Below are 22,647 nucleotides of genomic sequence, written 5' to 3'. Positions count from 1 at the left end.
CTCGCGCACCGCGACCGCGGCGATCCGCGCCGCCGACGACCCGCGCTGCGCCGCCGAGATCGCCGAGAGTGCGGCGGCGTTCGTGCCCGGCGCCTGGAGCCTGGCTGTCGACATCCTCGACGACGCCTTGGGGATCGGGCGTCAGGCGCCGGACGTGGACCTCATCGCCGCCCGGGGCCGCCTCGATGCCGCGCGGGCGGTCGCCCACGCCTGAGCGGCGCCGCGCCTCAGGCGGCCGCGGAGGCCGCGTCCAAGTCGAGCTCCACGGTCTCGCAGTTGTCGAGCCAGATCCCGGTCAGGTGGAAGAAGAACGTGCCGTGGCCGACCACCGCGATGGTCGCCTCCGGACGCGCCCGCAGCCATTCGCGGAAGCCGGCGACGCGCTGGTCGAACAGGTGCCGCGGCTCGACAGGATGCCGGCCGTCCTCGACGCCCTCCTCGGCGTGCCACCACACCTCGGGAAGGTGCCCGACATCGAGATGCGGAAATTCCACCGCGATCTCCGAGGCGACCCGGCCGACGTCGCAGCTGCTCTCCTGGCACTCCCGGTGCAGCACCTCGACCAGGATCTTCGGCCCGGCCGGATGGTCGGCGAAGGCCAGCGCCGTGGTCTCGATCGCCCGTGTCAGGGGCGAGACCACCACGAGGTCGAAGGGGATCTCGGCCAAAGCCGCCCGCGCCGCGCGCGCCTGCCCCTGGCCGCGCGGGGTGAGGCGGGCGTCGCGGTGGTCGGGATCGCGGCCGGTGGCGCGGTGGGCGGCGTTGAAAGTCGATTCGCCATGTCGGAGGCAGACGATGCGGGTCGGGCCGTTCATGCGGGTCAAAGGTCTCATCGGTTCGGGCGAAGGATCAGGACAACAGTCAGGCGAAGCGGCCGCCGCGCTGGATCACCTCGATCTTGTAGCCGTCGGGGTCGGTGGCGAAGAAGAACGTCCCGAGTTCGGCGTCGCCGTGCTTGAGGGTCTTCACGTCGGTGGCCGGAAGCCCCTCGCGAGTGAAGCGGGCATGCTCGGCGGCTAGGTCTTCGACCACCACGGCGACGTGGCCGTAGCCGTCGCCGAGATCGTAGGCCTTGGTCCGGTCCTTGTTCACCGTCAGCTCGATCTCGAACGGCGAGTCCGGCGCGCGCATGTAGACCAACGTGAAATCCGGGAAGTCGAAGCGGTCGGACACCCCGAGCCCGAAGGCCGTCTCGTAATAGGCGACGGAGCGCGTCTCATCGCGGACGCGGATCATCGCATGGACGGGCTTGGCCATTCTTCGCTCGCGGCTGGCAAGGTTCTCGGGTCTCCCGGACATGTGGCGCGATCCTCCGGTATGGAAAGGGCAGGGGCCGTGCGCCCCATCGCTGGCAGCCCCGCGCGCTTGCCGTAGAAGGCAAGGCGACCCTGCCGACCGATCGAGGCGCTCCGCATGACCGCTCCCATCCTGCTCGCCACCAGCCAGCCGCCCGACGAGGAAGCCGCCTGGCGCGAGGCGCTGGCCCGCGCGATGCCGGACGAGCGCCTCGTCACCGCCGCCGACGCCTTCGACCGGTCGGCGATCACCATCGCGATCGTCGCCAACCCGCCGCCGGGGGCGCTCGCCGGCCTGCCGGCCCTAGCCTGGGTCCACAGCCTGTGGGCCGGGGTCGAGCGCCTGTTGCAGGACGCGACGCTACCGCCGGTGCCGGTCGTCCGGCTCGTCGATCCGACCCTGGCCCGCGCGATGGCCGAAACCGTCGCGGCGGCCGTGCTCGCCCTGCACCGCGATCTTCCCGTCTACGCTGCGCAGCAGCGCCGGCGGGAATGGCGCCAGCATCCGGCCCGCGCCGCCGGGCAGCGCCCGGTGGCGATCCTCGGCATGGGCGAGATGGGTCGCGCCTCGGCGGCGCTGCTGCGCGGGCTCGGCTTCCCCGTCCGCGGCTGGAGCCGGTCGGGCGCCGCGATGCCGGGCGTCGCCATGCATGCGGGCCGCGACGGCCTCGCGGCGGCGCTGGACGGCGCGGCGTTCCTGGTCAACCTGCTGCCGCTCACGACCGAGACGCGCGGCATCCTCGATGCCGACGCCTTAGCGCGGCTGGCGCCGGACGCCGGCGTGATCAATTTCGGGCGCGGCGCGCACCTCGTCGAGGCCGACCTGTGGCAGGCCCTCGACGCGGGGCAGGTCGGGCATGCGGTGCTCGACGTGTTCACGCAGGAGCCGCCGCCCCCGGAACACCCGGCCTGGACCCGTCCGGACGTGACCGTCCTGCCCCACGTCGCGGCGCCGACGGACGAGGCGTCCGCGGCCGCGGTGGTCGCAGCCGCGGTGGCGGCCTTCCGCAGCACCGGGCAGGTGCCGGCGGGCGTCGACAGAACCCGCGGGTACTGAGGGCGGCGCGCGCAAGCTCTCGCGCGATGTCGCTGCGTCGTCGTCTTGCGCGCGCGAAATGCACGTCGCCAGGGGAACCGGCGGAAACACGCCGTTACAAATTTGCTGCCGGGACCCGTCTTCGATTGTCGCCCGTCCCGGGCCATAAGGGGCGGCGAAGTCCCGTCGGGACGTGACCGAAGACGACCGCCGCCGATGAACGCGCCCGCCAACCCGCACATCCTGATCGTCGAGGACGACCGCGAGATCGCGAACCTGGTGGCGCGCTACCTGCGCGGCAACGCCTGCCGCGTGACGCTGGCCGGCGACGGCGCCGAGATGGACCGCGCGCTCGCCGACGGCCGGGTCGACCTCATCGTCCTCGACCTGATGCTGCCGGGCGAGGACGGGCTCAGCCTGTGCCGGCGCCTGAGAGAGAATTCCGCGATCCCGATCCTGATGCTCACGGCCAAGGCCGAGGAGATCGACCGCATCGTCGGCCTCGAGATCGGCGCCGACGACTACCTCGCGAAACCCTTCAACCCGCGCGAGCTGCTCGCGCGCATCCGTGCCGTCCTGCGCCGCACCGGCAACGAGGTGGCGGAGGAGGAGGGCGTGCGCCGGATGCACTTCGTCGGCTGGACGCTGGACGTCTCCCTGCGGCAGGTGCTGAGCGCGGAGGGCGCGCGCATCTCGATCACCGGCGCCGAGTTCGACCTGCTCCACGCCCTGTGCCTGCGCCCCGGCCGCGTGCTTTCGCGCGACCAGCTCCTCGACCTGACGCAGGGGCGCAGTGCCGGCCCGTTCGAGCGCAGCATCGACGTGCTCGTCAGCCGCATCCGCCAGAAGATCGAGCGCGATTCGCGCAACCCCGAGATCATCCGCACGATCCGCTCCGGCGGCTACCTGTTCACGCCGGACGTGACCCGGTCATGAGGTTCACATGAGCTTCGGTGGCATCAGGGCGCGGTTGCGGCCGCGCAGCGTCGCCGGGCAGATCGCGCTCCTCGTCGTCGCGGCGATCGTCGTCGCCCACGCGGTCGCGACCACGGCCTTCGTGCTCCTGCGCGAGCCGTGGCGGCCGGACGACCACCCCGGCGTCGCGGCCGGCCGCCTCGCGATCGTCGCGCGCCTGCTCGACTCGGCGGCGCCCCAGGACCGTGCGACTCTCCTCGCGAACGCGGCCCGCAGCGTGCCGAACCTCCAGATCGCCCCCTGGAGCGAGGCCGCGCCGACGGATGACGGCTCCGACCGCCCGGTCGTCCGCCGCCTGCGGAACGGGTTCGGCCGGGCGCTCACCGTGGTCGACATCGGCACGCCCGAGATCCGGAAGGCAGGCCATCTCCGGCTCGGCATCGCGACGCCGAACGGCGCACGGCTGCAGGCGAGCCTGCCGGACGACCCGCTGCGCCCGCCGCACGAGGGCGCGATCATCTTCACCGTGATCTTCCTCGCCCTCACCCTGGCCCTGCTTTCGGTCTGGGCGACGCGGGCGCTGACGGCGCCGCTGGCGCGGCTCGCGGGCGCGGCCGAAGCCTTCGGCACCGGCGACGACCACGCGGCCCTGCCCGAGGCCGGCCCGCAGGAGGTCATCGCCGTCTCGCGCGCCCTCGACCGGATGCGCAACAGGGTGCGGCGCCTGATCGACGACCGCACGCAGATGCTGGCCGCGATCAGCCACGACCTGCGCACCCCGATCACGCGGCTGCGCCTGCGCGCGGAGTTCATCGACGACGACCACGCCCGCACCATGACGCTGCGCGACCTCGACCAGATGAACGCGCTGGTCGAGGCGGCCCTGTCCTTCGTCCGCGACGGGCAGGGCGGCGCGGCGGGCGCGCGGACGCTCATCGACCTCGCCTCGGTGGTGCAGACCGTCTGCGACGGCTTCATCGACGTCGGCGCCGACGTCGCGGTGACGCAGAGCCGGCACGTGCTGGTGCGCGGCCGGCCGGACGAGCTCGAGCGCGCGATCACGAACCTCGTGGACAACGCGGTGAAGTACGGCGGCGGCGCCCGCATCGCCATGGAGCAGACGCCGCGCGGCGTCCGCATCGTCGTCGGCGACACCGGCCCCGGCATCCCGGATTCCGAGCGCGACGCCATGCTGCAGCCGTTCGTGCGCGGCGATCGGGCGCGCAACCTCAACGACGCCAGCGGCTTCGGCCTCGGCCTGTCGATCGTGCTCGCCATCGTCGAATCGCATGACGGCTGGCTGACCCTGACGAACCGCCCCGAAGGCGGCCTCGCCGCCGCGATCGAGCTGCCGCTGGCAGCCGCCGTCGCGCCCGAGCGCATCGAGACGCGGATCGCCGCCGCGGCGGAATGAGCGACGCGGCCTGCATCGCCACGGCGCAAGCGGCGTTGAGGCGTGAGGCATCGAAAGGCAGGACAGCATGGACGTCGGTTTCATCGGGCTCGGGCGCATGGGGCGCGCCATGGCGGCCAAGCTCATCGAGGCCGGTCACACGGTCCGAGTCTGGAACCGCTCGCCGGGCGTCGCGCAGGAGATCGCGGGCGCCACGCCGGTAGGAACCGCGGCCGAAGCGTTCGCGGGCGACGCCGCCATCACCATGCTCTCGGACGACGCCGCCCTGCGCTCCGTGATCGTCGAGGGCGGCTTGCTCGACGGCGCCGGCCGGCCGGGGCTGCATCTCTCGATGAGCACGATCTCGGTCGCCCTGGCGCAGGAGCTCGCGGCCATCCACGCGCGGGCCGGCATCGCCTATGTCGGCGCCCCGGTGTTCGGGCGGCCCGACGCGGCCGCGGCCGGCGCGCTCAACATCGTCGCAGCGGGCGATGCCGCGGCGATCGAGCGCGCGGGTCCGCTCCTCGACGCGATGGGCACGAAGACGTGGCGTTTCGGCACCGAGCCGCACCAGGCCAACGCCGTGAAGCTCGCCGGCAACTTCATGCTGGTCTCCGCCATCGAGGCGATGGGCGAGGCCGCCGCCTTCGCCGGGGGGCACGGCGTGCCGGCCGCCGACCTGCTGACGATGCTCACCGGCACACTGTTCGCGTCGCCAGTCTACAAGGGCTACGGCGCCTCCATCTCGGCGAGCCGCTACGAGCCGCCGGGCTTCGGGCTCAGGCTCGGCGCCAAGGATATCGGCCTCGTCCTCCGCGCGGCCGAGGCGGCGAACGTGCCGATGCCGTTCGCCGGGGTGCTGCGCGACAACCTGATCGACGCGATCGCGCATGGCGACGGCGACAAGGACCTCGCGGCGCTGGCCACCGTGGCGACCCGGCGCAGCGGGCGCTGAGGCTCGCGCCGTCCCTCACTCCGCGCGACGGCGCCGTCGCCGGCGCCTTGCGCCCGGCCCGCGATGCCATACCTGAACCGTGCGGCCCGCGGATCGGGCTCTCGCACCCACGGGCCGACGCGCGGCCTTGCCGAGGCACGCCGATGATCTCGACGGAATCCGACATCCTCAACACCGCCGCGGCCTGGCGCCGCGACGGCCGCGCGGTGGCGCTCGCCACCGTGATCGAGACCTGGGGCTCGGCGCCGCGCCCGGTCGGCAGCCACCTCGTCGTCGACGAAGACGGCAACTTCCTCGGCTCGGTCTCCGGCGGCTGCGTCGAGGGCGCGGTGATCACCGAAGCCGCCGACGCGATCGCCGACGGCAAGCCGCGGGTGATCGAGTTCGGCGTCGCCGACGAGACCGCGTGGCGGGTCGGGCTCTCCTGCGGCGGTCGTATCCGCATCTTCGTCGAGCGGGTCGACTGACCATGCGCGCCGACATCCTGGAAGGCCTGAACGCCGAGCGCGCCGGACGCCGCGCCGCGATCCTCGTCACCGACATCGCCGACGGCACGCAGCGCCTGGTGCGGGAAGCCGACATCGCCGGCGACGCCCTCGCCGAACCCCTCGGCCGTCACCTCGCCGCCGGCCGCAGCGGCCTGATCGAGGCCGGCGGAGGCACGCTGTTCCTCACGGTGCAGGTGCCGCCGGTCCGCCTCGTCGTGGTCGGCGCGGTGCACATCACCCAGGCGCTTGTGCCGATGGCCGCCGCCCTCGACCTCGCGGTGACGGTGATCGACCCGCGCACCGCCTTCGCCAGCCCGGAGCGCTTTCCCGGGGTCGAACTGGTCGCGGATTGGCCTGAGGCGGCGTTCGGCGGCGCGGTGCCGCCGCTCGACCGCTACTGCGCGCTCGCCGCGCTCACCCACGATCCGAAGATCGACGATCCGGCACTCAAGGCGGCGCTGTCTGCCGAATGCTTCTACATCGGCGCCCTGGGCTCGCGGAAAACCCACGCGGCGCGGGCGGTGCGGTTGATCGAGGCCAGCTTCTCCGAGGCGCAGATGGCGCGCATCCGCGCGCCGATCGGGCTTGCCATCGGTGCCGTGAGCCCGGCCGAGATCGCGCTTTCGGTGTTGGCCCAGGTGGTCGCCGCCCTGCGGCGGGCGCCGCGCGAGGCGGCCTCGTGAAGTTCGGGCCGGTTCCGGTCGAAGCGGCCCTCGGCCTGATCGCGGCCCACACCATCAAGGCCGGCGGCGCGACGCTGCGCAAGGGCCGGACGATCCTGGCCGAGACCGTGGCCGGGCTCGAAGCCGAGGGCGTGCGCGACCTCGTCGCCGTCGCCCTCGAACCCGGCGACGTCGGCGAGGACGCGGCCGCCGAAACGCTGGCGCGGCACCTCGCCGGCGCCGGCCTGCGCAGCGAGGCGCCGTTCACCGGGCGCTGCAACCTGTTCGCGAACGAAGCCGGCGTGCTGGTGGTCGATCGCGCGGGCATCGACGCGGTCAACGGCGTCGACGAGGCGATCACCGCCGCGACGCTGCCGCCGTTCAAGCCCCTCGTCGCCGGCGAGATGGTCGCGACCATCAAGATCATCCCCTACGCGGTGGCGGGAGACGCCCTGGCGCGCGCCTGCGCCGCCGCGTCGCCCGGGGCGCTGCGGGTCGCACCCTACCGCCTGCGCCGGGTCGGCGTGGTCTCGACGCGGCTGCCGAGCCTCAAGGAGACGACGATCGACGGCACGCTGTCCGCGCTCGCCGCCCGGCTCGCGCCTACGGGTGCGGAGATCGTCGCCGACATCCGAGTGCCGCATTCCGCCACCGTGGTCGCCGACGCCCTGTCCGCGGCGGTCGACCAGGAAGGCGCCGACCTCGTCATCGTGTTCGGCGCGTCCGCCATCGCCGACCGGCGCGATGTCATCCCGGCCGGCATCGAGGCGGCCGGCGGCGCGGTCGTCCATTTCGGCATGCCGGTCGATCCCGGGAACCTGCTGCTGCTCGGCGCGTGCCGGGACGTGCCGGTGATCGGTGCGCCCGGCTGCGCCCGCTCGCCCAAGGAGAACGGCTTCGACTGGGTGCTGCACCGCCTGCTCGCCGACCTGCCCGTCACCCGCGCCGACATCGTCGCGCTGGGCGTCGGCGGCCTCCTGATGGAGATCGTGTCGCGGCCCCAGCCCCGGTCCGGCGAGCCGAGCGCGGCCGACGATGCCTGAGGCTGCCGTCGGCGCCGTCCTGCTCGCCGCCGGGCGCGGGACGCGGTTCGGAGCCGAACCCAAGCTGCTCGCTCAACTCGACGGCAAGCCGCTGGTGCGCCACGCCGCGGACGCCGCGCTCGCGGCGAAGGCCCGCCCGGTCGTGGTGGTGCTCGGCGCCCATGCCGCGGCGGTGCGGGCGGCGCTCAACGGGCTCGACGTGGCGTTCGTGGAGAACGCCGCCTTCGCCGACGGCCTCTCGACCTCGTTGCGCGCCGGGCTTTCTGCGCTGCCGCCCGGGACCGACGCCGCGGTGATCCTGCTCGGCGACATGCCGCGGGTGACCGCTAAGCAGATCGATCGCCTCGTCGCCGCCTACCGCGCGGCGCGACCGGCGCCGGGCGCGATCGCGCCGGTCGTCGAAGGGCGCCGCGGCAACCCGGTCCTGCTGGACCGGCGGGTGCTCGCCGACGCCCTCGCCGGCCTGTCCGGCGACCACGGCGCCGGGCCGTTGCTGAAGGGCCGCACCGACGTGCTTGAGGTTCCGGGCGAGCCCGGAACGGCCCTCGACGTCGACACGCCGGACATGCTGGCACGCCTCTAGATTCTTGTCGCTGCAAAGGGTCTTCGCGCGCATCGCCATCGGTCGCGGTTAAAGACGCCCCGAGCGCTCAGGCCTTCTTCGCCTCGCTTCGACACCGATCCGAGCAGTAGCGAACCTCGTCCCAGACCCGCTCCCACTTCTTGCGCCAGGTGAAGGGCCGCCCGCACTGCGCGCAGATCTTCGTCGGCAGTTCGCCCTTGCGGACCATCTTGCCCGAGCCGTTCTTGCCCGAGCCGTTCTTGTCGCTCTCGCCCTTATCCCCGCCGCGCCGCGCCATCCCCGTCAGCGTCCGATCTGTTCGGCCTCGGCGAGGCCCACCGGCGACCAGCGCGTGATCTGGATGAAGCCGTCGCGGGCCGCGACCACCACGTGGCGCCTGTGGCGGTGGACGACCGTGCCGGGCGCATGCTTGTGCGCCTCGCGCCAACCCGCTGCTTCGGCGACGTAGACGCGGGCGTCGCCGAGGCGCGCCAGCGTCTCGATCGTGCCGAAGGCCCGCACCCGGCGCAGGATCGCGGCGACGTCGGCGCGGAAGTCGAGGGTGCGGTCGACGTCGCTGGCGCGTGCCCAGTACGAGCCGTCGCCCTGCGGCTCGGGCCGCCGCCACCGCGCCGGCAACTCGCGCCCGAGCGGCCCGATGGCGAGGCGTTGCGCCGCCATCTGGCACTTGGCCAGCAGCGTCTCGTGGTTCTCCAGCGTGTCGAGCGGGAACAGGTCCTGGGCGAGGATGTCGCCGGTGTCGAAGTCGTCCTCGGCGAGCACGTGGGCGGTCACGCCCCAGGTCTCGAAGCCCTCCTCCACCGCCCGGAACAGCGGGTAGGGGCCGCGCCCCGTCGGCAGCGGCGAGGGGTGAATGTTCAGCCCGAAGGCGGCGCGGGTGCGCCACCCGGTGATCAGCCAGGGATAGCCGGCGACGACGAGCGCCCAGTCGCGCCCGTGGGCGGCGTTCAGCGCATCGAGATCCGACGCGCGCAGGCGCGAGAGCTGGATCGGCACCCGCAGCTGGCGGGCGCGCGCCACCACCACGTCGTTGTGATCGTAGAGGCCGTCGCAGGGGCGGGTGAACAGCTTGATCGGTGTCCAGCCGGCCTCGATCAGGCCCTCGAACACGCCGCCGAGGAAATCGATGCCGGCGAAGGCGAACTTCATGGGCCTGGATTCTCCGGCTGTCCCAACGGGATGCGACCTTGTGGAACGGCCGCGCCGACCGCCGCCGACTCCCCCCTCCACCACGATGCCTTAACTTCATCTTGCCGAACCGTCTCCACCGACAAGGGGCGTTCGGCGCCAAGGGACGTTCTGGGCCAAGGGACGTTCTGTGCCATGGACGGGGGAGCGAGCATGCGACGGGTTCTGATCTACGGCGGCACCGGCGGCATCGGCCGGGCGACGGCGGACGCCCTCCGGCACCGCGGCTTCTGCCTGCACCTCGCCGCGCGCGACCGCAGCCGGCTGGACGCCGCCGCGGCGGAGCTCGGCGAGACCACCGTGACGGCCGGCGACGTGACCGACCCGGACTTCTTCGCGCAGGCGACGGCGGAGGCCGGCGACGCCCTCGCCGGCCTCGTCTACGCGGTCGGCACGATCAACCTGCGCCCGCTCGCTCGCCTGACGCGGGCGGATGCCGAGGCGGATTTCCGCATCAATGCCCTCGGCGCCTTCTCGGCGATCCAGGCCGCGGCCGGCGCGCTCAAGGCCGGCGCCGGCGAGGCGGGCGCGGGCGTCGTGCTGTTCTCCACCGTAGCGGTGGCGCAGGGCTTTCCGGCGCATGCCTCCGTCGCGATGGCGAAGGGCGCGGTCGAGGGCCTCGCCCTGTCGCTGGCCGCCGAGCTCGCGCCGCACGTGCGCATCAACGTGGTGGCGCCCTCGCTGACCCGGACGCCGCTCGCGGTCGCGATCACCGGCAACGCCACCCTGGCGCAGGGTATCGCGGCGATGCATGCACTCCAGCGCCTCGGCACCCCGGAGGACATCGCGGGGCTCGCCGCCTTCCTCGTGTCGGCCGAGGCCGGCTGGATCACCGGGCAGATCATCGGCGCCGACGGCGGCCGCTCGATGCTGCGGACCAAGGGCTGAGGCGCTTGGCTCCGCAAAAGTCGGCCCCGCGAAAGTCCCCTCGCGCCAAGACCCTGCGCTTCGTCCTCGGCGACCAGCTCAACCGCCGCGTGTCGAGCCTCGTCGACCTCGACGACGGGGACGTGGTGCTGATCGTCGAGGTGATGGCGGAGGCGACCTACGTCCGCCACCACAAGCAGAAGATCGCGTTCCTGTTCTCGGCGATGCGCCACTTCGCGGTCGAGCTCGCGGCCGAGGGCATTGCCGTCGATTACGTCCGCCTCGACGATCCCGGCAATACGGGCAGCTTCACCGGCGAACTCGAACGCGCGGTGGCCCGGCACGCCCCCACGCGGGTCGTGGTGACGGAGCCCGGCGAGTGGCGCGTCTGGGCGATGATGCAGGACTGGCGCGACGACCTCGCCGTGCCGGTGGAAATCCGCGACGACAACCGCTTCCTGTGCCCGCGGCGCGAGTTCGCCGACTGGGCCGGTGACCGGCGAGCGCTGCGCATGGAGACGTTCTACCGCGGCATGCGCCGCCGCACCGGGCTGCTGATGGACGGCAAGGAGCCGGTCGGCGGCCAGTGGAATTTCGACGCCGACAATCGCAAGAAGCTACCAAAGAACCACGCGGTGCCGAACCGCCTGCGCTTCGCGCCGGACGCGACGACGCGCGAGGTCTTCGCCCTCGTAGAGCGCCACTTCGCAGGGCATTTCGGCGACCTCGACGGCTTCGGATGGCCGGTGACCCGCGGCGAAGCCCTCGACGCCCTGAAGCACTTCATCGCCGACGGGCTGCCGACCTTTGGCGACTACCAGGATGCGATGAAGGCCGGCGCGCCGTTCCTCTACCACGCGCTGATCTCGCCACCGCTCAACGCCGGCCTGCTCACCGCGGAGGAGGTGTGCCGCGCCGCCGAGCGCGCCTACCGCGAGGGCGCCGCGCCCGTTCATTGCGCGGAGGGCTTCATCCGTCAGATCCTCGGCTGGCGCGAATACGTGCGCGGCCTCTACTGGGCGCGGATGCCGGCCTACGCCGAGACCAACGCACTCGATGCGACCCGCGACCTGCCGTGGTTCTACTGGTCGGGCGAGACCGAGATGAACTGCCTGGCGCAGGTCGTGTCCGAGACCCGGGCGCACGCCTACGCGCACCACATCCAGCGCCTGATGGTGACCGGCAACTTCGCTCTGCTTGCCGGCCTGGCGCCGGCCCAGGTCGAGGAATGGTACCTCGTCGTCTTCGCCGACGCCTACGAGTGGGTCGAGCTTCCCAACGTCCACGGCATGGTGCTGTGGGCGGATGGCGGCGTGATGGGCTCGAAGCCCTACGCGGCGTCGGGCGCCTACATCAACCGGATGTCGGATTACTGCGGCGCCTGCCGCTACGACGTGGCTAAGAAGGCCGGACCGGACGCCTGCCCGTTCAACTACCTGTACTGGAACTTCCTGATGGCCAACGCCGACCGGCTCGAGGGCAATCCGCGCCTCGCCATGCCCTACCGCTCGCTCGCCAAGATGACGCCGGCGCGCAAGGCCGAGATCGCATCCGATGCGGCCTCGTTCCTCGACGGCTTGAGCGCGGACGCGCCGTCCGCGTCACGTGCGATTCCCGATGAGGCCGGTAGGCGCTCGAAGGATCAGCTCCGCATCTTCTGACATCGGCCTATCGGAGCGGGCTCCAAACCGACAAAGCCACGTAGGGGCTCGGCCGCCGTGCGTTGCTCTCGATCTGGACGCCGCCCGAGACGCGAAAATTGTAGGCGCTGATTGCGAAGTCGGTGGCGTGGAGCCCGACGTTCCACTTCGTATAGCCGGACCGGTCGGCGTAGAGGCTGGCCTCCGGACCGAGGTAGGCGCCCCAGGCGCGATAGCCGAGGCCGATCCGGGACCAGGCCGAATCGCGGGCCGAGCCGAGCACCAAGGTGGCCTGGACCAGGGTCTCGTCGGTCGGACGCGCCCAGACCTCGCCGTGCAGGCGCAGGCCCCACTGCACCGGCAGCGTCGCCACGCTGCGGCCGTCGGTCAGGGCCTCGATGGCGCCTTCGGGGCCGGCGTAGAGGGCAACCACGCCCCATTCGGAGAACCATTGATAGCCGACCAGCGTCGCACCGAGCGCGGTGTAGCGCGACAGGCGCACGGGCCCGGACGTCGATGCGCAGACGCAGGCCGTCTCGTTGCGCCGTCCCCCGCCGACGCTCGCCAGGACGGCGAAGCCCGGCCGATCGAGCCGGTCGAGCGCGACCTTGGCGCCGACCGATAGGAAGTTCGCTGCGCCCGCATCGAGGCTGCCGAACAGGAGGGTGTCGATCTCTCCCGCGCGCGCCGCAGAAAGTCCGAGTGTCGTGACTGCGAGCACGAGGCCCGCCACGCGCGTAGCGATCCACCGCCGTCCCGTCGATGCAGCCGGGCATCCCAACGCCGCGCCCCTCATTCAGGAACAAGATCTTAGTCTTTCGACGCGACGATGATGATTGTCGCGTGACCCGCCGTCTTCTCGATTCCGTTGCGGTCATCATTTCGCGGATGATCTGTTGTGGATTTATCAACCTCGTGGGCGTCGAATTTACTTCAAGTCGGCGAATCCGTAAGCTGAGCAACTTGAAAGAAAATGTTCTTTGAGGTGGGTTTGCCAGCCTATCAACGATCGACGTCCGACGCGCTCGCACGGCCGCGGGGAAGCGGCGCTTGGCGGCGGTGCCGAACTCGGCTAGAGCCCGCGCCGGGACAGCAACCTGCGGCCACGTTTTGTATTCCGGTGCCCGAACGTCCGACGTCCTCACGGTCCTTGCCAACCAGGAGGGGGACCGCCTGACCGTCGGCGACATCGTCGCGGTCTTGCGGGATCGTGCCTTCGCGCTGCTGGTGGTGCTGCTCGGCCTGCCGAACTGCCTGCCGATGCCGCCGCCGATCCCGCTGGTCTGCGGCCTGCTGCTGCTCCTCGTCGCGGTGCAGATCGCGATCGGCAAATCTTCGCCTTGGCTGCCGAAGGCGCTGCTCGGTCGCTCGGTCGCCCGAAAAGACGTCGAGCGCGCCGTCAAGCGCGCCGTGCCGGTGCTGCGGCGTCTGGAGCGGTGGTCGCGGCCGCGGCTCAGCGTGTTCGAGACGGCGCTCGGCATGCGCGGCATGGGCATCGCGCTGCTGACGCTGTCGCTCGCCCTGATCGTCGCGGCGCCGGTGATCGGCCAGATTCCCCTCGGCCTCGCGGTCTGCCTCGTCGGCCTCGGGCTGGTCGAGCGCGACGGCATCCTGGTGCTGGTCGGGCTGGGGATCGGAAGTCTCGGCGTGCTGCTCAACGCCGGCTTCGCCTACGCGATCGTCGCAGGGATCATCAGTCTCTTCCACCTCTGAGCCGAAACGCTCCGAATCGCATCGCTTGAGTTCACGCCTCGAGGTGTCTCGGCTTGACGAGGCGGTAGAGCAGACCGCCGCGCGGGCCGGCCAGCATCGACACGAGATACAGGGCACCCGCCGCCAGCACGATCGCCGGCCCCGTCGGCAGGTCGAGATGGTAGGACAGGCTGAGGCCGGAAAAGCTCGCCAGCACCGCGATCAGCATCGAGGCCGGGATCAGCGTGCCGAGGTCGCGCGCCCAGAACCGGGCTGCGATCGCCGGAAGCAGCATCAGGCCGACCGCGAGCAGGGTGCCGAGCGCCTGGAACCCGCCGACGAGGTTCATCACCACCAGGCCGAGGAAGGCGTAGTGCACCGGGCCGCCGCTGCGACTCACCGTGCGCAGGAACAGCGGGTCGACGCATTCCATCACCAGCGGGCGGTAGATCAGGGCGAGGCCGAACAGGGTCGCCGTCGCGATGCCGCCGAGCAGCAGCAGCGCCGGGTCGTCCAGCGCCAGCACCGTGCCGAACAGGATGTGCAGCAGGTCGATCTGCGATCCGCGCAGCGACACCAGCAGGACGCCGGCGGCGAGCGAGATCAGGTAGAACGCGGCGAGGCTCGCATCCTCACGGATCACGGTGGAGCGTGTGACGAGGCCGGCGAGCAGCGCGACCGCGAGCCCGGCCACCAGCCCGCCGAGCGTCATCGCCGGCAGCGACAGGCCGGCCACGAGGAACCCGACCGCGGCGCCGGGCAGGATCGCGTGGCTCATCGCCTCGCTCATCAAGCTCATCCGGCGCAGCATCAGGAACACGCCGACCGGCGGCGCCGAGATCGACAGGGCGAGGCAGCCGACCAGCGCCCGGCGCATGAAGCCGAACTCGACGAACGGCGCAACGAGATCGATCACGCCGCAGTCTCGCGCTGTTCGGTGGAGGCCGGCGGGTGGTGATGCCCGTGGTCGTGCCCGCCTTCCGGCGCGTGGAGCGTCGGTACGGCATGGTTATGGTCGTGGGCGCAGATCGCGGCATCCTCGTCCCAGGCCTCCGACAGGCGGGTGGCGCGGGCGAGGTTCTGCGGCGACAGCACCGACGCGGTCGCGCCCCAGGCCACCGGCTCGCGGGCGAGCAGCAGGGTTTTTGGGAAATGCGCACGCACCTGCGCGAGGTCGTGCAGGGCCGCGACGATGGTCCGGCCCTCGCCGTGCCAGGTGCGGATCAGCGCGATCAGGTCGTCGGTGGTGCGTGCGTCGACCCCGGTGAAGGGCTCGTCGAGGAGGATCACCTGCGCGTCCTGCAGGATCAGTCGGGCGAACAGCGCCCGCTGGAACTGCCCCCCAGAGAGCGTCCCGATCGGGCGCCCCTCGAAGCCGGACAGGCCGACGGCCTCGAGCGCCCGCTGGACGGCGCCGCGATGGCCGAGCAGGCTGCGCCAGGCGCCGGAGCGCCGCCACAGGCCCATGCTGGCGAGATCGAGGACGCTCAAGGGGAAGCTGCGATCGATCTCGTCGGCCTGCGGCAGGTAGGCGAGGGTGCGCGCCGGCATGCCCCGCAGGATCTGCCCGTCGAGGCTCGGGATGTCGCCGATCAGCCCCTTGAGCAGGGTCGACTTCCCGGCGCCGTTGGGCCCGACCAGGGCGAGCAGGTCGCCGCGGCGGATGGTGCCGTCGAGGTGATGCACCGCCGGATGCCGGTCGTAGCCGAGCGTCAGGCAGTTCAAGCGGATGTCGCCGGGAGTCGGCGCGGCCGCACTCATGTGCCGAGCGTCCAGGCGATCGCCAGCCACAGCGGCCCGGCGAGCGCGGCGGCCAGGCCGAGGCGGAACGCCAAGCCGCTGTGGAACAGCGACGCGGACGAGGAAGCCGGCGGGCGTGATCTGGGTCTCAAGGGGGGCGATCTTGATCGAGGGGCGCGAAGGCCGGGCGTCGATCCGTTGCCCGGACCGGGTGCGCGGCCTATAATCTCCGGTGATACACTGTAACACCGGCAGCGTTCAATCGCGGTCGGGACGCCAAGGCTGTGACGCAAGGAGCGGAATGCACGACCACGCCGGGCACGAGGGAGGCGCGTGCGGGGCCGACCACGCCGCCGCGACCATGGCGCGTGCCGAGAAGCTCTGCCGCGACCGCAGCCTGCACTTCACCAAGCTGCGCCACGACGTGCTCCAGGCCGTCGCCGAGACCGGCAAGCCGATGGGGGCCTACGACATCGCCGAGCGCCTCAGCGGGCCCGAGCGCCGGGTGGCGGCGGTGTCGGTCTATCGCGCGCTCGACTTCCTCACCGAGAACGGCCTCGTCCACCGCATCGCCAGCCGCAACGCGTTCGTCTCCTGCGCGCACGAGCACGGCGCCGGGGAGGGGCTGGTGTTCCTGATCTGCCGAAGCTGCGGCGGCATCGACGAGACCACGTCGCCGGAGATCGAAGCCGGGCTCGGCCGCACCCTGGAGCGGGCGGGCTTCCGCCCCGCGAGCCGCATCCTCGAAGTCGAGGGCGAGTGCGGCGCCTGCCATGGGCGACAGGGCGACGACGCGCATTGAGGGAGAGGGCCGGCGGCGGACGATGCGCCCCCTTCCCACACACCACCTCATCCTGAGGTGCCGCGTCACCGGCCTCGAAGGAGGTCTGCAGAACGCGCACGATCCCTGGAGGGCTCCTTCGAGGCTTCCGCTTCTCGTCCGCACCTTAGGATGACGTGGATGGTAGGATCAGCCGCCTGACAGGAGTCAGCGCCGCCGAAAATCAGACCCTGGAAACGCTCAGAACGCGTTGCGATAGGCGCGGCGCGAAAACACCGTCTGGAACATGATCTGGATGTCGAACCAGATCGACCAGTTGTCGATGTAGTGCAGGTCGTGGGTGACCCGGCGCTCCATGTCGAGATCGGTCAGCGTCTCGCCGCGCAGGCCGTTGACCTGCGCCCAGCCGGTGATGCCCGGGCGGACGTTGTGGCGCCGCGCGTAGAGCGCGATGCGCCGCTCGAAGCTGCGATCGTGGGCGAGCGCGTGCGGCCGCGGCCCGACGAGCGACATCTCGCCCTTCAGCACGTTGAGGATTTGCGGCAACTCGTCGATGTTGGAGCGGCGCAGGAAGGCGCCGACCCGGGTGATCCTCGAATCGTTGCGCGAGGCCTGCTTGAACACCGCGTCGGATTCCACCTTCATGCTGCGGAACTTGAACACGCCGAAGGGCTGCTGGTTGAAGCCGTAGCGCTTCTGCCGGAAGAACACCGGGCCGGGACTGTCCAACTTGATCGCGACCGCCACCGCCGCGAGCAGCGGGCTCAGGGCAAAGAGGGCGATGGTGGCCAGCGTCACGTCGAGGATACGCTTGAGCAGAACCTCGGCAATGCTCAGCGGGCGGCGCCCGATGTTGATGCCCGAGAGCCGGCCGACGCGGGAGACCTGCATGTCGGGGAAGCGGTCGAGCACCGAGCCCGGGCGCAGGTGCAGGGCCGCCGGCACCCGAAGGAACGCGTCGATGCAGCGCTCGACCTCGGCGGTGTCGGCCCAGGGCACTAGGATGAACACGTCGTCGGGGCGCAGGAATCGCACCACGGAGACGGCGAGGTCGAGGTCTTCCGACATCTGCGCGTGGCGGGTCGCCGCGTCGGCCCGGGTGTCGACCCGGCGGAGATAGCTCGTGCCGACGACGCGCAGGCCGAGGGAGTCGGCTTCGTTGCTGGCGTAGAAGCGGGCGATGTCGTCCTCGAAGCCGACGAGGTGGACGCGGCTGACCGAGCTGGAGGCCGGCGTCACGCCGCGGCGCACGAGGCCGATCATCGCCGCGTGCGCCAGCATCAGCGCCGGCAGGCCGCAGACGAACAGGGTCAACGCGACGACGCGGGAGACGTCGTTGGTGGTCTTGGTGATGAAGCCCACGACCAGGGCGGCCGCCCACGCGACCAGCCACAGGGCGGCGCTGCGCTGGAGCGAGGCCTTCTGCGCCAGCATCGCCTCGATCGCGTATTCCTCGCGCAGGGCCGAGGTCGAGACGATGACGAGGGCGAGGAGTCCCGAGAGCTGCAGGCCCCAGCTCGACGACAGCGGCATCACCTCGCCGTTGAGGATGTAGAAGTAGCCGTATTCGATCACCATCGCGGTCAAAACGATCGACAGCATGTCGATCACCGCCACCGAGGCCGAGATGCCGACGCGGAACGCGTCCCGGCTCCGGCGCGGCAGCAGGGCCGCCCAAACCGTGCGCCGCCGCTCGGCCGAGGTCGGCAGCGGTTGGAAGGTCTCGGGCAGACGATCTTGAAACATCTGGCGCGCCATGTTCCGAACTGAACCGGACAGTGTCCCGAAACGACCCACATCGTGGGTCGCAACGAGCACTCTTGGACGACGGAGCAAGCGTAGGGCCGTGATCACGACGCCCGTGACCTTGCGCTAGACTCTTTCGCCATAAGACGCCGACCGGCGCGTCGCAACGTGAGGAAACTACCGAGAAGACCATTTCCCTAAGTTAAGAACGCCAAAGGAAATTGATTATCGTCGTTACCCTACGGATTCGGTGGGGAATGCGTTTCGCGCTCACGCTTCATATCGTCGTGATGATTTGGAAAACATGACTTCGCAGTAGTCAGCGGCCGCGCGGGTCCGCAAGTCGCGTGACGACCCGGCGGCTTCGACGGGGCGCGCAGACTTGCGTGCATAAGGGGATGAGAGCGGACGCCGAGGGCAGGTGAGGCTTCTAGGGAGGAACGGGCTCAACTCCGTCAAAGCCGTGTTCGAGAGCTTGAAGACTTGGCATCGGCCCCGTCGGGCGAGTTCGTCCACCGGCGAGGCACAGTCCAAGCGAAGGCCCGGCTAAATCGAAGACTTGGCTGCATCGAAGCCCCGGCCCGCGCGCGCGGAGGCCGGGGCCGCGCGATCATTCGGCGGCGACGGCGTTCTCGGCTCCGCCGACGGTCTGGATGGTCTCGAAGCCCTCGAATTGCGGATGCCCGAGATAGAGCGGCTTCGTCGTCGGCACGCGGCCGTGCGCCTTGCGGAACTGCTCGGAGCGGGTCCAGGCCTCGAAGTCTGCCTTCGAACGCCAGATCGTGTGCGACGCGTAGAGGATGTGGTCGTCCGCCTCCGGTCCGCGCAGCAGGTGGAACTCGACGAAGCCCTCCATCTCGCCAAGGTGGCTGTCGCGCCCGAGCCAGACCTGTTCGAAATCGGTGGCCGAGTCCTTAACGACTTTGAAACGATTCATCGCAATGAACATCAACATCTCCATGATTTGGTGGCGTCCGGCCATCGTTCCGAAGTCGGCCCGCCGGTCTGCGTAATCCCTACCGAGGGTTGCGGCCGGGCGACGACCGCACGTCGAGGATCGGCTTACTATCGTTTTAGCGCGGGCGTGCGGCGCACAAGCGCGAACGCGGTGAGAACCAGCCTGGTGGAACGATCTAAGCTTGCATTCTCGTTTAATTCGTGTCCTAGTTGTTTTTGTTGAAGCGCTCGGGTCGGTAGCCCTTCGCCCTCGCCGGGCGTCGGCAGGGCACCGTCAGGCGCGCGCGAGGCAGGTGGCGGCCTGCGTGACTGGGTGTCAATCGTCCGAGCGGCGGCAGAACCGCGCGAGGATGGCGGTGCGCCCTAAGTTGTGGCCGCGAAACAGGACTGTGTCCGACGATGATGCCGAAACAGACCACCGACGTCGACCGCCTCGTCGGGCTCCGCATCACCGCCCTGCGCAAGGCCCGCGGGTTGAGCCAGACGGCGCTCGGCACGGCGGTGGGCGTCACCTTCCAGCAGGTGCAGAAATACGAAAAGGGCCAGAACCGTGTCGGCGCCGGTCGCCTGCGCGAGATCGCCCGGCTGCTCGACGTGCCGGTCTCGGCCTTCTTCGAAGAGAACGACGAGGGCGCGGCCCCGAAGGAGGACGTGTTCGGCTTCCTCAGCGCGCACGGCGCGATCGAGCTGCTGCGCGCCTACGCGCTGATCGAGAACGACCAGATGCGCCGCGACGTGCTCGCGATCGTGCGGACGGTGGCCAAGCTCGGTCAGCCGCAAGCCGACGTGGCCGAGGCCGAAGCCGCCGAGTAACGCGATCTGATCGGCACCACGGGGGCGCGGTCCGATGCGGCCTGCGCGGCGGTCCGCGTCAATCCTCCAGCGCGATCAGGTGGAAGAACGTGCCGGTGACGCGGCCGCTCCGATGCCCGGCGAAGCCGAGGTCGGTTCCTTCCGCATCCGCGACCCGGCAGAACGCCTCGTCCTCCGCCGGCGGTGGGGTGAGTTCGCTGGCGTAGTGGAACTCGTGGCCGACGAGGCGCAGCCCGGCCGGCCCCAGCAACCCGTCGCCGATCGGGTGGGCGACGCGGTATCCGAGATGGAGCTTGCGGGCCTTGTACGAGGTCGCGACCGGCAGCAACCCCGCCATCGGATGCCGGATGCCGGCGGCGTCCTCCAGGCTGTCACCCAGCACCATGTAGCCGCCGCACTCGCCGTGCACCGGCCGCGTCTCGGCGAAGGTCCGTAAGCCGTCGCGGAAGGTCGTGGCCGCCGCGATGCGGCCGGCATGCAACTCCGGGTAGCCGCCGGGTAGCCAGCATACGTCGCAGCCGTCGTCCGGCGCTTCGTCGGCGAGCGGCGAGAACGGCACGATTTCGGCGCCTGCCGCCTGCCAGCCCGCCGCCTGATGCGGGTAGAGGAAGCTGAACGCCGCGTCTGCGGCGACCGCGATGCGCTGGCCGGGCGGGCAGGGGAGGGCGCCCGCGCCGACGGGGACTGCACCGCCCGCGGCGGCCAGGATCGCGTCGCAGTCGAGCCCCTCGACGGCGAGGTCGCCGAGGCGGTCGAGGCGGGCGTCGAGGTCGGCGGTCTCGCGCGCCTGGACGAGCCCGAGATGGCGCTCGGGCAGGACCAGCGACGCGTCCCGCATCAGCGCGCCGAGCACCGGGATGCCGACGCGCTGCAGCCCGGCCTCGACGAGGCGGCGATGGCGGGCGCTGGCGACCTTGTTCAGCACCACCCCGGCGATCTTGACGCGCCGGTCGTAGAGAGAGCAGCCGAGCGCGATGGCGGCGACCGATTGCGCCGCCCCGGAGACGTCGAGCACCAGCAGCACCGGCCAGCCGTAGCGGGCGGCGATGTCGGCGTTCGCCCCCGTGCGGCCCTCGCCGGCGCGGACGCCGTCGAACAGGCCCATCGACCCTTCCGCCACGACGATGTCGGCATCGCGCACGGCAAAGCCCGCGACCGCGTCGAGGAGGGCCGGACCCATGGCGAAGCTGTCGAGGTTCACGCTCGGATGGCCGGTGGCGGCGGCGTGGAAGGCCGGGTCGATGTAGTCCGGCCCGCATTTCACGCCCCGCACGCGCAAGCCGCGCCGGGCGAGCGCCCGCATCAGCGCGAGCGTCACGGTGGTCTTGCCGGAGCTCGACCGCGGCGCGGCGACGAGGATGCCGGGCACGCTCATGCGTTCGAATCCTTGGCGTCCACCGTCCCGACCGCGCCGCCGGGCCGGAACCGGCGGTCGTAGTCGGCGGCGTAGAGCGCGCTCTCGCGAAAGTCTTCGGCGCCGAGCGCCGGCCCGACGAGGATGAGCGCCGTGCGCTCGATGCCCGACTCCGCCACCAGGTCGGCGATCGTCGCCAGCGTGCCCGTGATCACCCGCTCGTCCGGCCAGGAGGCGCGGAACACCACGGCGGCCGGGCAGGGCGCGCCGTAGAACGGGATCAGCTCGGCGACGACCTTGTCCAGGATGTGGATCGAGAGGTGCAGCGCGAGGGTCGCGCCGGTGGCGGCGAAGGCGGCCAGCGTCTCGCGCTCCGGCATCGCGCTCGCCCGGCCGGAGGTGCGGGTGAGGACGACCGATTGCGCCACGCCCGGCACCGTCAGCTCGCGCTTCAAGAGCGCGGCCGCGGCGGAAAACGCCGGAACGCCCGGCGTGACCGTGTAGGGGATGCCGATGCGGTCGAGGCGGCGCATCTGCTCGGCGAGCGCGCTCCAGATCGAGAGGTCGCCGGAATGCAGCCGGGCCACGTCCTCCCCGCGCGCATGCGCCGCCTCGATCTCGGCGACGATCGCATCGAGGTCGAGCGGGGCGGTGTCGACGATCCGCGCGCCGGGCGGGCACCAGCCGAGGATCTCCGGCGCGACCAGCGAGCCGGCATAGAGGCAGACCGGGCAAGCCGCGATGCGGTCGCGCCCGCGCAACGTGATGAGGTCGGGGGCGCCCGGTCCAGCGCCAATGAAATGGACGGTCATGCGGTCGCGATCTGCGCCGCTCGGGCGCGCTTGGATTCAAGATTCGGGTGTTCGGCGCCCGTCGGCGCCATCGCCGCGAGCGCGCAGGTGACCCGCCCGTCGTCGATGCGGGCGAGGACGAGGCGTCCGCCCTCGCCAGCCACCGCCAGGGCGGTCGCCTCGGCCAGCGAGCCGACGCCGCGCGACTGCTCGATCCGGGCCGAGCGCGTCGGCACGCGCGGATCGACCGAAAGGAGCGCTTCGGGCTCCACCGACGCGGGCACGAGGCCGAAGGCGGCGGCGGCATCTTGGATCGCCGGCTCGCCGGCGCGATCGGCGGCGGTGACGATGGCGACGAGGGCGCCCCCGCACGCAGCCTCGTCGAGGGCGCGGCGGATCAGGGCGACGATGGCCTCGGGGGCGACGCCGTGCCGGAAGCCGAGGCCGGCGACGAGGCGGGGCCCCGTCACGGCTTGGTCCAAGCCCATTGCGTCACCGGCATCGCCGCCCGCCAGCCGTGCAGACCGCCGACCGTGTCGGCGCGGGCGATCGACAGCCGCCGCAGCGTCCCGCCCTGCGCGGAGAAGGCGGCGAGCAGCACCGCCTCGCCCTCCAGCGTCACCGCGTTGGCAACGAGCCGGCCGCCGGATCGCAGGGCGGCCAAAGCCGCCGGCAGCACGCCCGGTGCCGAGAGGCCGCCGCCGACGA

26 protein-coding genes and 2 pseudogenes are annotated in these 22,647 nt (G+C 71.6%); 14 read left to right on the top strand and 14 right to left on the bottom strand.

The window, feature by feature from the left end; all coding sequences use genetic code 11:
- Positions 1-214: pseudogene (locus FV229_RS16065) on the top strand (hypothetical protein); the annotation flags it as partial.
- Between the two features lie 13 nt (positions 215-227).
- On the opposite strand, the gene FV229_RS16060 reads toward FV229_RS16065, so the two are convergent.
- Both FV229_RS16060 and FV229_RS16055 read right to left on the bottom strand, forming a co-directional pair.
- Complete coding sequence (locus tag FV229_RS16060) at positions 228-815, bottom strand: histidine phosphatase family protein (RefSeq protein ID WP_147752934.1); 588 nt, start codon at positions 813-815, stop codon at positions 228-230.
- Between the two features lie 46 nt (positions 816-861).
- Positions 862-1,257: a VOC family protein gene (locus tag FV229_RS16055; RefSeq protein WP_147752930.1), complete on the bottom strand. Its 396-nt coding sequence runs from the start codon at positions 1,255-1,257 to the stop codon at positions 862-864.
- Positions 1,258-1,413: 156 nt separating this feature from the next.
- Between FV229_RS16055 and FV229_RS16050 the strand changes: the two genes are divergently transcribed.
- From FV229_RS16050 to FV229_RS16015, 8 genes are all read left to right on the top strand, one after another.
- Positions 1,414-2,352 carry a glyoxylate/hydroxypyruvate reductase A gene (locus FV229_RS16050; protein WP_147752929.1) on the top strand — a complete coding sequence of 313 codons (939 nt, stop codon included), beginning with the start codon at positions 1,414-1,416 and terminating at the stop codon, positions 2,350-2,352.
- 195 nt (positions 2,353-2,547) lie between these two features.
- The gene (locus tag FV229_RS16045) at positions 2,548-3,267 is read left to right on the top strand and encodes a response regulator (RefSeq protein WP_147752928.1); all 720 of its coding nucleotides are present in this window, start codon (positions 2,548-2,550) and stop codon (positions 3,265-3,267) included.
- A gap of 7 nt (positions 3,268-3,274) precedes the next feature.
- On the top strand, positions 3,275-4,660 hold the full coding sequence (locus FV229_RS16040; RefSeq protein ID WP_147752927.1) for an ATP-binding protein: 1,386 nt from the start codon (positions 3,275-3,277) through the stop codon (positions 4,658-4,660).
- Positions 4,661-4,727: 67 nt separating this feature from the next.
- A complete protein-coding gene (locus FV229_RS16035) occupies positions 4,728-5,594 on the top strand; it encodes an NAD(P)-dependent oxidoreductase (RefSeq protein WP_147752926.1) in 867 nt (288 codons plus the stop codon).
- Between the two features lie 143 nt (positions 5,595-5,737).
- Positions 5,738-6,061 (top strand): XdhC family protein, encoded by a 324-nt coding sequence (locus tag FV229_RS16030; RefSeq protein ID WP_147752925.1) that lies wholly within the window; start codon positions 5,738-5,740, stop codon positions 6,059-6,061.
- Between the two features lie 2 nt (positions 6,062-6,063).
- Complete coding sequence (locus tag FV229_RS16025; protein WP_147752924.1) at positions 6,064-6,765, top strand: XdhC family protein; 702 nt, start codon at positions 6,064-6,066, stop codon at positions 6,763-6,765.
- Positions 6,762-7,787 carry a molybdopterin-binding protein gene (locus tag FV229_RS16020; RefSeq protein WP_147752923.1) on the top strand — a complete coding sequence of 342 codons (1,026 nt, stop codon included), beginning with the start codon at positions 6,762-6,764 and terminating at the stop codon, positions 7,785-7,787. The genes FV229_RS16025 and FV229_RS16020 overlap by 4 nt, the downstream gene beginning before the upstream one ends.
- Positions 7,780-8,370 (top strand): nucleotidyltransferase family protein, encoded by a 591-nt coding sequence (locus FV229_RS16015; RefSeq protein ID WP_147752922.1) that lies wholly within the window; start codon positions 7,780-7,782, stop codon positions 8,368-8,370. Before FV229_RS16020 ends, FV229_RS16015 begins: the two co-directional genes overlap by 8 nt.
- Positions 8,371-8,437: 67 nt before the next feature.
- On the opposite strand, the gene FV229_RS16010 is transcribed toward FV229_RS16015, so the two are convergent.
- Together FV229_RS16010 and FV229_RS16005 are read right to left on the bottom strand one after the other, a co-directional pair.
- Positions 8,438-8,578, bottom strand: a complete 141-nt coding sequence (locus tag FV229_RS16010; protein WP_147752933.1) for a DUF2256 domain-containing protein — start codon at positions 8,576-8,578, stop codon at positions 8,438-8,440.
- A gap of 74 nt (positions 8,579-8,652) precedes the next feature.
- Positions 8,653-9,519, bottom strand: coding sequence for a formyltransferase family protein (locus FV229_RS16005; protein WP_147752921.1), 867 nt, complete (start codon positions 9,517-9,519; stop codon positions 8,653-8,655).
- A gap of 192 nt (positions 9,520-9,711) precedes the next feature.
- On the opposite strand from FV229_RS16005, the gene FV229_RS16000 reads away from it, so the two are divergent.
- Positions 9,712-10,446: an SDR family oxidoreductase gene (locus FV229_RS16000; RefSeq protein ID WP_147752920.1), complete on the top strand. Its 735-nt coding sequence runs from the start codon at positions 9,712-9,714 to the stop codon at positions 10,444-10,446.
- A 5-nt stretch (positions 10,447-10,451) separates the two neighbouring features.
- Positions 10,452-12,086: a cryptochrome/photolyase family protein gene (locus FV229_RS15995; RefSeq protein ID WP_147752919.1), complete on the top strand. Its 1,635-nt coding sequence runs from the start codon at positions 10,452-10,454 to the stop codon at positions 12,084-12,086.
- A 7-nt stretch (positions 12,087-12,093) separates the two neighbouring features.
- On the opposite strand, the gene bcsS is transcribed toward FV229_RS15995, so the two are convergent.
- Positions 12,094-12,798 carry a cellulose biosynthesis protein BcsS gene (bcsS, locus tag FV229_RS15990; RefSeq protein ID WP_246688215.1) on the bottom strand — a complete coding sequence of 235 codons (705 nt, stop codon included), beginning with the start codon at positions 12,796-12,798 and terminating at the stop codon, positions 12,094-12,096.
- Between the two features lie 377 nt (positions 12,799-13,175).
- Here bcsS and FV229_RS15985 point away from each other — a divergent pair, with 377 nt between their 5' ends.
- The gene (locus tag FV229_RS15985; RefSeq protein ID WP_147752932.1) at positions 13,176-13,778 is read left to right on the top strand and encodes an exopolysaccharide biosynthesis protein; all 603 of its coding nucleotides are present in this window, start codon (positions 13,176-13,178) and stop codon (positions 13,776-13,778) included.
- Between the two features lie 31 nt (positions 13,779-13,809).
- Here FV229_RS15985 and FV229_RS15980 read toward each other — a convergent pair whose 3' ends face one another.
- From FV229_RS15980 to FV229_RS28460, 3 genes are read right to left on the bottom strand one after another with little or no spacing between them, the layout of a single operon-like run.
- Positions 13,810-14,634 carry a metal ABC transporter permease gene (locus FV229_RS15980; protein WP_147752931.1) on the bottom strand — a complete coding sequence of 275 codons (825 nt, stop codon included), beginning with the start codon at positions 14,632-14,634 and terminating at the stop codon, positions 13,810-13,812.
- 35 nt (positions 14,635-14,669) lie between these two features.
- Positions 14,670-15,518 (bottom strand): metal ABC transporter ATP-binding protein, encoded by an 849-nt coding sequence (locus tag FV229_RS15975; protein ID WP_147752917.1) that lies wholly within the window; start codon positions 15,516-15,518, stop codon positions 14,670-14,672.
- Entirely contained in the window at positions 15,515-15,649 is a 135-nt protein-coding gene (locus FV229_RS28460) for a hypothetical protein (protein WP_281406013.1), read from the bottom strand. The genes FV229_RS15975 and FV229_RS28460 overlap by 4 nt, the downstream gene beginning before the upstream one ends.
- A 149-nt stretch (positions 15,650-15,798) precedes the next feature.
- Between FV229_RS28460 and FV229_RS15970 the strand changes: the two genes are divergently transcribed.
- On the top strand, positions 15,799-16,299 hold the full coding sequence (locus tag FV229_RS15970) for a Fur family transcriptional regulator (RefSeq protein ID WP_147752916.1): 501 nt from the start codon (positions 15,799-15,801) through the stop codon (positions 16,297-16,299).
- 219 nt (positions 16,300-16,518) lie between these two features.
- Here FV229_RS15970 and FV229_RS15965 read toward each other — a convergent pair whose 3' ends face one another.
- Together FV229_RS15965 and FV229_RS15960 are read right to left on the bottom strand one after the other, a co-directional pair.
- Positions 16,519-18,024 (bottom strand): exopolysaccharide biosynthesis polyprenyl glycosylphosphotransferase, encoded by a 1,506-nt coding sequence (locus FV229_RS15965; protein WP_147752915.1) that lies wholly within the window; start codon positions 18,022-18,024, stop codon positions 16,519-16,521.
- Positions 18,025-18,634: 610 nt separating this feature from the next.
- On the bottom strand, positions 18,635-18,973 hold the full coding sequence (locus FV229_RS15960) for an antibiotic biosynthesis monooxygenase (RefSeq protein ID WP_147752914.1): 339 nt from the start codon (positions 18,971-18,973) through the stop codon (positions 18,635-18,637).
- 407 nt (positions 18,974-19,380) lie between these two features.
- On the opposite strand from FV229_RS15960, the gene FV229_RS15955 reads away from it, so the two are divergent.
- Positions 19,381-19,794, top strand: a complete 414-nt coding sequence (locus FV229_RS15955; protein WP_147752913.1) for a helix-turn-helix transcriptional regulator — start codon at positions 19,381-19,383, stop codon at positions 19,792-19,794.
- A 58-nt stretch (positions 19,795-19,852) separates the two neighbouring features.
- Here FV229_RS15955 and FV229_RS15950 read toward each other — a convergent pair whose 3' ends face one another.
- The 4 genes and pseudogenes from FV229_RS15950 to FV229_RS15935 form a co-directional block, all read right to left on the bottom strand.
- A complete protein-coding gene (locus FV229_RS15950; protein ID WP_147752912.1) occupies positions 19,853-21,169 on the bottom strand; it encodes a cobyrinate a,c-diamide synthase in 1,317 nt (438 codons plus the stop codon).
- On the bottom strand, positions 21,166-21,960 hold the full coding sequence (cobM, locus tag FV229_RS15945) for a precorrin-4 C(11)-methyltransferase (RefSeq protein ID WP_147752911.1): 795 nt from the start codon (positions 21,958-21,960) through the stop codon (positions 21,166-21,168). Before cobM ends, FV229_RS15950 begins: the two co-directional genes overlap by 4 nt.
- Positions 21,957-22,427, bottom strand: coding sequence for a cobalamin biosynthesis protein (locus tag FV229_RS15940; RefSeq protein WP_147752910.1), 471 nt, complete (start codon positions 22,425-22,427; stop codon positions 21,957-21,959). Before FV229_RS15940 ends, cobM begins: the two co-directional genes overlap by 4 nt.
- Positions 22,406-22,647 (bottom strand): annotated as a pseudogene (locus FV229_RS15935) (cobalamin biosynthesis bifunctional protein CbiET); the annotation flags it as partial. The pseudogene FV229_RS15935 and the gene FV229_RS15940, both read right to left, overlap by 22 nt.

This window comes from Methylobacterium sp. WL120 (genome assembly GCF_008039465.1).
In the GTDB taxonomy this organism is placed as follows: Bacteria; Pseudomonadota; Alphaproteobacteria; order Rhizobiales; family Beijerinckiaceae; genus Methylobacterium; species Methylobacterium cerastii.
This window is presented reverse-complemented; position numbering and strand designations above follow the sequence as displayed.

Bases quoted from the DNA above. Each gene is read 5' to 3' on its own strand.
- FV229_RS16060 (WP_147752934.1), bottom strand. From the start codon at position 815: ATGAACGGCCCGACCCGCATCGTCTGCCTCCGACATGGCGAATCGACT.
- FV229_RS16055 (WP_147752930.1), bottom strand. From the start codon at position 1,257: ATGGCCAAGCCCGTCCATGCGATGATCCGCGTCCGCGATGAGACGCGC.
- FV229_RS16050 (WP_147752929.1), top strand. From the start codon at position 1,414: ATGACCGCTCCCATCCTGCTCGCCACCAGCCAGCCGCCCGACGAGGAA.
- FV229_RS16045 (WP_147752928.1), top strand. From the start codon at position 2,548: ATGAACGCGCCCGCCAACCCGCACATCCTGATCGTCGAGGACGACCGC.
- FV229_RS16040 (WP_147752927.1), top strand. From the start codon at position 3,275: ATGAGCTTCGGTGGCATCAGGGCGCGGTTGCGGCCGCGCAGCGTCGCC.
- FV229_RS16035 (WP_147752926.1), top strand. From the start codon at position 4,728: ATGGACGTCGGTTTCATCGGGCTCGGGCGCATGGGGCGCGCCATGGCG.
- FV229_RS16030 (WP_147752925.1), top strand. From the start codon at position 5,738: ATGATCTCGACGGAATCCGACATCCTCAACACCGCCGCGGCCTGGCGC.
- FV229_RS16025 (WP_147752924.1), top strand. From the start codon at position 6,064: ATGCGCGCCGACATCCTGGAAGGCCTGAACGCCGAGCGCGCCGGACGC.
- FV229_RS16015 (WP_147752922.1), top strand. From the start codon at position 7,780: ATGCCTGAGGCTGCCGTCGGCGCCGTCCTGCTCGCCGCCGGGCGCGGG.
- FV229_RS16010 (WP_147752933.1), bottom strand. From the start codon at position 8,578: ATGGTCCGCAAGGGCGAACTGCCGACGAAGATCTGCGCGCAGTGCGGG.
- FV229_RS16005 (WP_147752921.1), bottom strand. From the start codon at position 9,519: ATGAAGTTCGCCTTCGCCGGCATCGATTTCCTCGGCGGCGTGTTCGAG.
- FV229_RS16000 (WP_147752920.1), top strand. From the start codon at position 9,712: ATGCGACGGGTTCTGATCTACGGCGGCACCGGCGGCATCGGCCGGGCG.
- FV229_RS15980 (WP_147752931.1), bottom strand. From the start codon at position 14,634: ATGCGCCGGGCGCTGGTCGGCTGCCTCGCCCTGTCGATCTCGGCGCCG.
- FV229_RS15975 (WP_147752917.1), bottom strand. From the start codon at position 15,518: ATGAGTGCGGCCGCGCCGACTCCCGGCGACATCCGCTTGAACTGCCTG.
- FV229_RS15970 (WP_147752916.1), top strand. From the start codon at position 15,799: ATGCACGACCACGCCGGGCACGAGGGAGGCGCGTGCGGGGCCGACCAC.
- FV229_RS15965 (WP_147752915.1), bottom strand. From the start codon at position 18,024: ATGTTTCAAGATCGTCTGCCCGAGACCTTCCAACCGCTGCCGACCTCG.
- FV229_RS15960 (WP_147752914.1), bottom strand. From the start codon at position 18,973: ATGTTCATTGCGATGAATCGTTTCAAAGTCGTTAAGGACTCGGCCACC.
- FV229_RS15955 (WP_147752913.1), top strand. From the start codon at position 19,381: ATGATGCCGAAACAGACCACCGACGTCGACCGCCTCGTCGGGCTCCGC.
- FV229_RS15950 (WP_147752912.1), bottom strand. From the start codon at position 21,169: ATGAGCGTGCCCGGCATCCTCGTCGCCGCGCCGCGGTCGAGCTCCGGC.
- cobM (WP_147752911.1), bottom strand. From the start codon at position 21,960: ATGACCGTCCATTTCATTGGCGCTGGACCGGGCGCCCCCGACCTCATC.
- FV229_RS15940 (WP_147752910.1), bottom strand. From the start codon at position 22,427: ATGGGCTTGGACCAAGCCGTGACGGGGCCCCGCCTCGTCGCCGGCCTC.